Annotated in this window: 4 protein-coding genes; 2 read left to right on the forward strand and 2 right to left on the reverse strand. The window is 61.4% G+C overall.

Annotated elements, in window-relative coordinates:
- Positions 1-15 precede the first annotated feature (15 nt).
- A complete protein-coding gene (locus tag ACP7AP_RS21020; RefSeq protein ID WP_426037373.1) occupies positions 16-963 on the forward strand; it encodes a LysR family transcriptional regulator in 948 nt (315 codons plus the stop codon).
- Positions 964-1,217: 254 nt separating this feature from the next.
- Here the strand turns inward: ACP7AP_RS21020 and ACP7AP_RS21025 are convergent, their stop codons facing one another.
- The gene (locus ACP7AP_RS21025) at positions 1,218-4,658 is read right to left on the reverse strand and encodes a pyruvate carboxylase (RefSeq protein WP_426037375.1); all 3,441 of its coding nucleotides are present in this window, start codon (positions 4,656-4,658) and stop codon (positions 1,218-1,220) included.
- 324 nt (positions 4,659-4,982) lie between these two features.
- Here ACP7AP_RS21025 and ACP7AP_RS21030 point away from each other — a divergent pair, with 324 nt between their 5' ends.
- Entirely contained in the window at positions 4,983-7,580 is a 2,598-nt protein-coding gene (locus tag ACP7AP_RS21030; RefSeq protein ID WP_426037376.1) for an ATP-dependent helicase, read from the forward strand.
- Positions 7,581-7,659: 79 nt separating this feature from the next.
- Here ACP7AP_RS21030 and ACP7AP_RS21035 read toward each other — a convergent pair whose 3' ends face one another.
- A complete protein-coding gene (locus tag ACP7AP_RS21035) occupies positions 7,660-8,808 on the reverse strand; it encodes a benzoate/H(+) symporter BenE family transporter (protein ID WP_426037378.1) in 1,149 nt (382 codons plus the stop codon).
- Between the last annotated feature and the right edge of the window lie 557 nt (positions 8,809-9,365).

A 9,365-nucleotide genomic window follows, 5' to 3' on the forward strand; every position in this document is an offset into this window, starting at 1 on the left:
GCGCCCAGACTTTAGATGGCAGAGCAACAGGGTCGCGTCACGCTTTGGGGGATCGAGGTTTTCCTTGCCGTCGCCGAAGAAGGCGCGATTTCTGCGGCTGCGAAATGCTTAGGGGTCAGCCCCTCGGCGATCAGCCAGCAGTTGACCGGGCTGGAAACCGCCCTCGCCGCCGTGCTGCTGGATCGCTCCGCCCGCCCGATGCGGCTGACGCCAGCGGGCGCGATGTTTCGCCGCCACGCCCAAACCATCCTGAACGCCGAGGCCGAGGCGCGGGCTGATCTGGCCGTCGCCGACCTTTCCGGACTGACCACCCTGCGGCTTGGCATGATCGAAGATTTCGACGCCGAGGTGACGCCCCGTCTTTTGTCAGCCTTGGCGGGCGAGTTGAAAGGCTGCCGCTTCCTGTTGGAAACCGGGGCCAGCCACCGCCTGCTGGATCAGTTGGAAAGCCGCTCGCTGGATATTGTCGTCGCCGCTGATCTCGACTCTGACACCGCCGATCAGGGTTGGCGCGAGGTGCATCCTTTGCTCGCCGAACCCTTCCTCGCCATCACGCCAAAGGGCCGCAGCCCCGCAGACCTGCCCTTGATCCAATACACCGCCCGGCATGTGATGGGCCGCCAGATCGCAGGCCATCTGGCGCGGCAAAACCTGCGGCTGGCGCATCGGTTTGAGTTGGACAGCTATCACGCGATCCTCGCCATGGTGGCGGGCGGGCAGGGCTGGACGATCCTGACGCCCTTGGCCCTGCACCACGCCGCCCGCTTTCATGGGGCTATCGACGTGGCCCCGCTGCCGTTTGCGCCGCTGCAACGCACGTTGTCGTTGTCGGCGAGGGAAGGCGTGTTGCGCGAGATGCCGCGTCAGATTGCCGTGCGGTTGCGGGCGTTGATCGGGGCGCAGATTGTGGCCCCCGCGCAAAAGGAATGGCCTTGGTTGGGTGAGACGCTGCGGGTGCTTTAGCCGCTTTGCTTTTGGATGATACGCAGCTTGCAAAGCCACGAAATTCTTCCCAGCGGGGAAAGACTTGTGGTTTTAGCGAAATTAATCGGGATTTTCCACAACATGTTGTGGTTCATCTTGTTTCGCCTGTTTTGGCCTGATATTCGCCTCTCGCATCATGTGAAGATTTTTGGCTATTTTGAATGACAAAACCCCGCACCATAAGGCGCGGGGGTTGTTGTCTGGGCCACGATTTTTCTTAGAAATCGTCTGGTTTACTCCAATTCCACCAGCAAATCCTTGGCGTCAATCTGGCTGCCCGGCTGCACATAGAGCACCTTTACCACGGCGGCGCGGTCGGCGTGGATGCCGGTTTCCATCTTCATCGCCTCAATGGTCAGCAAGAGATCGCCCGCTTGCACCTTTTGGCCGACCACAACTGTCACGCTGGCAATAGAGCCGGGCATCGGGGCACCGATATGGCCGGGGTTGCCCTCTATGGCTTTCGGCTTGGCGGCGGTTTTGGCTTTGATGGCGCGGTTTGGCACCCGGATGACGCGGGGCTGACCGTTGAGTTCAAAAAACACCCGAACCTCACCGTCGTCGGTGGTTTCCCCCACGGCTTGCAGGCGGATTTCCAACTGTTTGCCGGGGTCAATTTCGGCGGTGATTTCTTCGCCGGGGATCATGCCGTAGAAGAACGTCCGGGTCGGCAGGGCGCGCACCGGGCCGTAGGCTTTGTGGCGGCCCATGTAATCGAGGAAGACTTTCGGATACATCAGGTAGCCGTTCAGATCCTCGTCGTCGATCTTGAAGCCGCCGAGTTCTTCGGAAAGTTTGCTGCGGGTGGCTTCCAGATCAACCGGGGGCAGGCTTTCGCCGGGGCGGGCGGTAGAGGCCGCTTCACCCTTCAGCACCTTCTTGGAAATCCCGGCAGGCCAGCCGCCATGCGGTTGGCCAAGGTTGCCTTTCAGCATATCAATCACCGAATCCGGGAAGGCCACGTCAACCTTCGGGTCTTCGACCTGCGCGCGGGTCAGGTTTTGCGACACCATCATCAGCGCCATGTCGCCTACGACTTTCGACGACGGCGTGACTTTGACGATATCGCCAAACATCTGGTTCACATCGGCATAGGTCTGCGCCACTTCGTGCCAACGTTCTTCAAGACCCAAAGAGCGGGCTTGGGCTTTGAGGTTGGTGAACTGACCGCCGGGCATCTCATGCAGATAGACTTCCGAGGCGGGTGCCGGGATGCCGGACTCGAAGGCGGCATATTGGCCGCGCACGGCTTCCCAATAGTTCGAGATTTGCCGGATCGCGGCCATGTCCAGCCCGGTGTCGCGGTCGGTGTGGCGCAGAGCCTCGACGATGGAGCCGAGGCATGGCTGCGAGGTGCCGCCACTGAACGCATCCATCGCGGCATCGACGCAATCGACGCCTGCATCGGATGCGGCCATGATGGTGGCAGCCGCAGCCCCTGAAGTGTCATGGGTGTGGAAGTGGATCGGCAGGCCGACCTCTTGCTTCAGGGTCTTGATCAGTTGTTTGGCGGCGGCGGGTTTCAACAGCCCGGCCATATCCTTCAGCCCCAGCACATGCGCGCCTGCGGCTTTCAGCTGTTTCGCGGTATCGACGTAGTATTTCAGATCATATTTGGCGCGGTTGGGGTCGAGCATATCGCCCGTATAGCAGACAGTGCCTTCGCAGACCTTATTGGCCTCCAGCACCGCATCCATCGCGACGCGCATGTTTTCGACCCAGTTGAGGCTGTCGAACACCCGGAACACGTCGACACCCGTGCTGGCGGCTTGCTTCACAAACGCCTGCACCACGTTGTCGGGATAGTTGGTATAACCGACTCCGTTGGAGGCGCGCAGCAGCATTTGGGTCATCACATTCGGCATCAAAGCGCGCAGATCGCGCAGGCGCTGCCATGGACATTCCTGCAGGAAGCGATAGGCGACATCGAAGGTAGCGCCGCCCCAACATTCAACGCTGAACAGTTGCGGCAGGTTGGCGGCATAGGCGGGGGCGACCTTGATCATATCAATCGAGCGCATCCGGGTGGCGAGCAGGCTTTGGTGGCCGTCGCGCATGGTGGTGTCGGTCAGCAGCAGCTTTTGCTGTTTAGACATCCAGTCAGCGACAGCTTGGGGCCCGTGCTGTTCCAGCAGGTTGCGGGTGCCCATCGACGGCTCCACCAGTGCTTTGGGGGCTTTTGGCGTGCGGGCTTCGGCATGGGGTTTTGGGCGGCCAGCGGTTTCGGGATGCCCGTTGACGGTGATGTCGGCGATATAGGTCAGGATTTTGGTCGCCCGGTCGCGGCGCTTTTTGAACTGGAACAGCTCTGGCGTGGTGTCGATGAATTTGGTGGTGTAGGTGTCATCGAGGAAGGTGGGGTGCTTCAGCAGGTTGATGACGAATTCGATGTTGGTGGACACGCCGCGAATACGGAATTCGCGCAAAGCCCGGTCCATACGGCGGATCGCGGCGGTGGGAGTTTGGGCGGTGGCGGTGACTTTTACCAGCAGCGAGTCGTAATAGCGGGTGATCACGCCGCCCGCGTAAGCCGTGCCACCATCAAGCCGGATGCCGTTGCCGGTGGCCGAGCGGTAGGCGGTCAGGCGGCCATAATCCGGGATGAAGTTGTTTTGCGGGTCCTCAGTCGTGACGCGGCATTGCAGCGCATGGCCGGTCAGGTGGATTTCTTCCTGTGCGGCCTTGCCGGTGGCTTCGGCCAAGGTTTTGCCCTCGGCGATCAGGATTTGCGCTTGGACAATGTCGATGCCGGTGACCTGTTCGGTGACGGTATGCTCGACCTGAACGCGGGGATTGACCTCAATGAAATAGAACTGCTGGTTGTCCATATCCATCAGGAATTCAACCGTGCCCGCGCATTCGTAGCCGACAAAGGCGCAGATGCGGCGACCCAGATCGCAGACCTCGGCGCGCTGGGCGTCGGTGAGGTAGGGGGCGGGGGCGCGCTCGACGACCTTCTGGTTGCGGCGCTGCACGGTGCAGTCCCGCTCGTACAGGTGATAGATCGCACCATGCTTGTCGCCGAGGATTTGCACCTCAACGTGGCGGGCGCGGATGATCATCTTTTCCAGATAACCCTCGCCATTGCCGAAAGCGGCTTCGGCTTCGCGGCGACCTTCGCGGACCTTGTCGACCAGCTCGGATTCCGACAGGATCGGGCGCATGCCGCGACCGCCACCGCCCCAAGAGGCTTTCAGCATCAAGGGATAGCCGACCGCTGCGGCTTCCTTCTTGATGGCGTCAAAGTCATCGCCCAGAACTTCGGTGGCAGGGATCACCGGAACACCAGCGGCCATTGCGACACGGCGGGCCGAAGCTTTATCGCCCAAAGCCCGCATCGTGTCGGCTTTCGGACCGATAAAGGTGATGCCCGCCTGATCGCAGGCATCGACAAAATCCGGGTTTTCCGAAAGCAAACCATAGCCGGGGTGGATCGCATCGGCGCCGCACGCCCGCGCCACCCGGATGATTTCGGGGATCGAGAGATAAGCCCCGACCGGGGACAGGCCCTCGCCGATCAGATAGGCCTCATCCGCCTTGAAACGGTGCAGCGACAGCTTATCTTCCTCGGCATAAACGGCGACGGTCTTTTTGCCCATCTCATTGGCCGCCCGCATCACGCGGATCGCGATTTCGCCACGGTTGGCGATCAGGATTTTCTTGAATTCGGTCATGCGAGGCTCCGGGCAGCGGGCGAAGGGGCGTGTCAGGCTGACACTAGCCGTGCTGCGATGCAGCGCAAGGGGCGGAAACGCCATGATATGACAGATTTGCGATATGATCGGCGCTAACATTCGACCGTTGCGGATGGGACGATTCTTTGCCTGAAAAATGGGCGGTTTTTGAATGGCGAGGGCTGTAGGGCGCGGATTGGCTTAGCGATTGTGCAGGGTGCTGAAAATCGGGTCGCTGTTTAAGCAAAACCGGCGCGAAAGTTTCCTGTGAACAATGCAGGAACACTGCTTTATCTCGGGCGAGAACCGCGATAGGTTAGTATCATGAACTGGACGGATGACGAAGATGCTTTCGCGGCGGCAGTGCCGTTGTCACAGCGCGCCTTGGGTCGGGGCGCGCCGCGCGATACGTCTTATCTCGACGATCTGAACCCGGCGCAGCGCGAGGCCGTGGAGGCTTTGGATGGCCCAGTTTTGATGCTGGCGGGGGCGGGCACCGGCAAGACCAAGGCCCTGACCTCACGCATCGTGCATCTGCTGAACATGGGCAAGGCGACCCCGCGTGAGATCTTGTCGGTGACCTTCACCAACAAAGCCGCGCGCGAGATGAAGCTGCGGGTCGGGCGTTTGCTGGGCGATGTGGCCGAGGGCATGGCCTGGATGGGGACATTTCACTCGCTGTCGGTGAAGATTTTGCGGCGGCATGCGGAATTGGTGGGGTTGAAATCGAACTTCACCATTCTTGATACCGATGATCAGTTGCGTTTGCTGAAGCAGTTGATCTCTGCCGCGAATATAGATGAAAAACGCTGGCCCGCGCGGATGCTGGCCTCGATGATCGACTCATGGAAAAACCGCGCGATGACACCTGATCGTGTGCCATCGTCGGAAGCCTCGGCCTATAACAACCGCGGAACGGAGTTGTATGCGCAGTACCAAGAGCGCCTGCGCACGCTGAACGCCACCGATTTCGGCGACCTGCTGCTGCATTGCGTGGTGATTTTCCAGAAGCATGAAGATGTGCTGGCGCAGTATCAACGCTGGTTCCGCTATATTCTGGTCGACGAATACCAGGATACCAACGTTGCGCAATATCTGTGGCTGCGGCTTTTGGCGCAGGGGCACCGCAATATCTGCTGCGTCGGTGATGATGATCAGTCGATCTACGGCTGGCGCGGCGCGGAAGTCGGCAACATCCTGCGGTTTGAGAAGGATTTTCCCGGCGCGAAAGTGGTGCGGCTGGAGCAGAATTACCGATCCACCGCGCATATTCTGGCGGCGGCGAGTGGGGTTATTGTCAAGAACGAGGGACGTTTGGGCAAAACCTTGTGGACCGATGCCGAGGGTGGCGAGAAGGTGCGGCTGATCGGCCATTGGGATGGCGAAGAAGAAGCCCGCTGGGTGGGCGAGGAAATTGAGAGCCTAAAACGAGGCAGATCTCAGTTCGCTAAGAGACGGAAGAATACACGTTCGATATCGCCTCAGCAGGAGGCGGATCGAGTGGCCAAGGGCGGAGTGGTTTCTGCAAGCGCCGGTGGAGACATTCACGAAGCGACTTTGATGCGTGCGCAAAGCTTTACCGATGCTGGCAAGGAAAACATCCCTTTGCCATCGGAGTTTGGGCTTGATGAAGTGGCGATTTTGGTGCGCGCCAGCCATCAGATGCGGGCGTTTGAGGATCGGTTTTTGACCATCGGGCTGCCGTATCGGGTGATTGGCGGGCCTCGGTTCTATGAGCGGCAGGAGATTCGCGATGCGATGGCGTATTTCCGGCTGGCGGTGTCGCCCGAGGATGATCTGGCGTTTGAGCGGGTGGTCAATCTGCCGAAACGCGGGCTTGGCGACAAGGCGCAGCAGGATATTCAGCGCGAGGCGCGCGGGCAGGGCCTGCCGTTGCTGGATGGCGCGCGGTCGCTGGTGGCGCGCGGTGGCATTGGCGGCAAAGGTGCGGGCCAGTTGCGCGGCTTTGTCGAGGGGGTGGATCGTTGGCACGCGGCGTTGATGGGCGCGCGGATTGTGCCGCCCGAAGATGCGGTGATCGAGCCGATGCTGCCGGATACGCCGCCTGCCAATGATCTAAGCCATGTGCGGCTGGCCGAGATTATACTGGAGGACTCCGGCTATATCTCGATGTGGCAGAACGACAAAACGCCGGAAGCGCCGGGGCGGCTTGAGAATTTGAAGGAATTGGTGAAGGCGCTGGAGCAGTTCGACAGCCTGCAAGGCTTTCTCGAACATGTCAGCCTGATCATGGAGAATGACAACGAGGAAGCCGCCGAGAAGGTGTCTATCATGACGCTGCATGCCGCTAAAGGCTTGGAATTTCCAGTGGTTTTCCTGCCAGGCTGGGAGGATGGGCTGTTCCCCAGCCAGCGCTCGATGGACGAGAGCGGTAAGAAGGGCTTGGAGGAAGAACGCCGTCTGGCCTATGTCGGCATCACGCGGGCGGAGGAGTTGTGCACGATTTCTTTTGCCTCGAACCGCCGGGTCTATGGCCAGTGGCAAAGCCAACTCCCCAGTCGGTTCATTGACGAATTGCCCGAGAAACATGTCGAGGTGCTGACGCCGCCGAGCCTGCATCGCGGCGGCTATGGCGCTGCGTCCCCGTCTTATGGCGCGGCTTTGGAAGATCGGGCGGTGAAGGCGGATGTCTATAACTCGCCGGGCTGGAAGCGGATGCAGGACCGCTCGGCGCAGCGCCCGCTCGCCCAACCGCGCGAGGCCCGCAATATGACGATTGATGCGCAGGCTTTGTCTTCTTACATCATCGGCGACCGGGTGTTTCACAGCAAGTTCGGTTATGGCGAGATCATGGGGATTGAGGGCGACAAGCTGAGCATCGAGTTTGACCATGCCGGATCGAAGATGATCGTGGCGCGCTGGGTGGTGCCGGCGCATCAGGTCGATGACGTGCCATTTTAGGGCGGAACCTGTCAAGCAGAGCGGAATTTGAGAAATTCCGGCACGAAATTCGACTGCGAATTTCGATCTGGCGGCGGCGTCAGGGTTTTTTCTTCAACCGCTCCAAAGCATAAACCACCAAACCTGCCAGCAAACCCCAGAACGCCGCGCCAATCCCAAACCCGGCAACCCCCGAGGCGGTGACAGCAAGTGTCAGTGTCGCGGCAAAGCGGGTGGCGGGCGGCGTGAACGCCCCGGTCAGCGCTCCCATCAGCGGCCCAAGCAGCGCGAGTGCGACCAAAGCTGTCATCAACGCGGGTGGCAGGGCCGCCAGAATCGGCAGGATCACCGGGCCGAGCAAGCCCAGCATGACCCAGAATCCAGCATAGACGAGGCCGACCTTCCAGCGCTGGTTGCGGTCGGGGTGGGTGTCGTCGCCCAGACAAATCGCCGCTGTGATCGCGGCCATGCTGACGCTATGCGCGCCAAACAGGCCAGCCAAGGCGGAAATCCCGCCGGTGGTGATCAGGGCGGGGCCGACGGGCGGCTCATATCCGGCGGCGCGCAGGGTGGCGAAACCGGGCAGGTTTTGCGAGGCCATCGTCACCAGATACAGCGGCAGGCCGAGGCCGAGCAGCACGTCGAGACGGAAGGCGGGCGGGATGAAGGTCAGGGTTGGCAGCGGTAGGGAAAGCTGCGGCAGGTGTGCTGCTTTGGTCGCGAAGGCGAGGATTAGCCCGGTGGCGAGCGCTGCCAGCACGGCAAGCGCGGGGTTTTTCAGCCGCACCAGCAGAAACACCGCCATCATTGGGAACGCCAAAGTGGGCAGGCTTTGCGCGGCAAGGCTGCCCTTCAGACAGAACGGCAACAACACGCCTGCGAGCATTCCGGCGGCGACTCCGTCCGGGATCAGGGCCACGAGGCGGCCCAAGGGGCGCAAGGCTCCGGTCAGGGCGATCAGCACGCCTGCAAGCACGAACGCGCCCACGGCCTCGGCCATGCTGATGCCGCTGGTGGCTGCGATCAGTGCGGCGCCGGGGGTGGACCACGCCAGCACCACGGGGATGCGGTGTGCATAGCTGAGATAGGCCGAGCCTGCCGCCTTGGCGATGCAGATCGCGAACACCCAGCTGGCGGTTTGCGCGGGGCTGGCCCCGAGGGCTGCGGCGGCGGAAAGCACGAGGGCGATGGTAGAGCCGTAGCCGACCAAGGCCGCCACAAGCGCCGCTGAAAGCATGGAAATCCGCATGAACCCGCCTGTTATACCCCCACGGGAGTATCGTGGCGCGGCTTCGCGGATGCAAGGGGATGAGGTGGCAGGAACGCAGCACCGCTGGGGCGGAGGACAGAGTGCCGCCAAAGCGTGCGGGCCAGGGTTGAGGTTGGCCGCTCGAACTTATGATGCGCTGCCCGGGAGGAGGGGGGCCGCATCACCGTCATCTTCGGCCCGGGAGTGGGTAGGCCGGGCAACTAAAGCGGCAGCGACCCTAGGGAGGAGGTAAGGGTCGCTGCCTGATCACACCGGCCCGGGAGGAGGTGGGCCGCGCGAATTGAGGTGCGACGATCTGAGGGAGGAGAACAGATTGCCCGTGTCCGAGAGCCTGAGGCTCGTCGAAGCCAAATAGGGCGGCGGTGATCCAGGGAGGAGGTTGGATCACCGCCTGATCGCTCGGCCCGGGAGGAGGTCTGGACCTGTCCCGGTTTCGTTCCGGTCTTTTGAGAGCAATACTCGCCATCAAGGAGACCGGATATGGCAGCGATACACAGCGACGAGTTCAAGCGGGATGCGGTTCGCATCGCGCAGAC

The sequence above is a fragment of the Cypionkella sp. TWP1-2-1b2 genome, from assembly GCF_049896245.1.
Taxonomy (GTDB): domain Bacteria; phylum Pseudomonadota; class Alphaproteobacteria; order Rhodobacterales; family Rhodobacteraceae; genus Cypionkella.

Coding starts and splice junctions, on each gene's coding strand:
- ACP7AP_RS21025 (WP_426037375.1), bottom strand. CDS start 4,658: ATGACCGAATTCAAGAAAATCCTGATCGCCAACCGTGGCGAAATCGCG.
- ACP7AP_RS21035 (WP_426037378.1), bottom strand. CDS start 8,808: ATGCGGATTTCCATGCTTTCAGCGGCGCTTGTGGCGGCCTTGGTCGGC.
- ACP7AP_RS21020 (WP_426037373.1), top strand. CDS start 16: ATGGCAGAGCAACAGGGTCGCGTCACGCTTTGGGGGATCGAGGTTTTC.
- ACP7AP_RS21030 (WP_426037376.1), top strand. CDS start 4,983: ATGAACTGGACGGATGACGAAGATGCTTTCGCGGCGGCAGTGCCGTTG.